Genomic DNA, 584 nt, shown 5'->3' with positions numbered 1-584 from the left:
TTGGAAAATCCAGCAGTTAGTCTACTGGTCGCTGTTTATAATACAGAAGCTTTTTTGCCGAATTGTTTGCAGTCGCTGATCAGCCAGACCTTGAAAAATATTGAAATCATTATCGTCAATGACGGTTCAACAGACGGAAGCCAGAAGATCATTGATCATTACGCCCGAAAGGACGGGCGCATTAAAACGATTCAGCAGGACAATCAGGGCCTCGGCGCTGTCCGCAATAAAGGCATCGAAGCGGCGTCAGGCGAGTACTTGGCATTCATCGACTCCGACGACTGGATTGAGCCGGACTATTGCCAGTCTATGTATGAAAAAGCGAAGGATGAGGATGCCGATCTTGTCATCTGTGATTATGCCGTTGAAATTCAGGATACCGAAAAAACGGTCTGCCCGCACATCGGGAAGAACTATGAAGGAAAGCCGAAAGAGGCATTTATGAAGGATTTGTTAAAGGGTAAAGTAAGCGGCTTTTCCTGGAACAAGCTCTACAGGCGGAGTCTGATTGAGCGGCATAAGCTCGTTTTCCCGCTCCGCGACGAGCTGGAAAACATCGAAGATCAATATTTCAGCTTCAGATG

General features: G+C 46.9%; 1 protein-coding gene. It reads left to right on the top strand.

Annotated features, from left to right (window positions below):
• Positions 1 to 584 (top strand): glycosyltransferase family 2 protein (locus ACWHAR_RS29945; protein ID WP_452088792.1); only part of this gene is annotated, 584 nt, incomplete at its 3' end.

It is taken from the genome of Bacillus sp. LR--39, from assembly GCF_053613335.1.
This window is presented reverse-complemented; position numbering and strand designations above follow the sequence as displayed.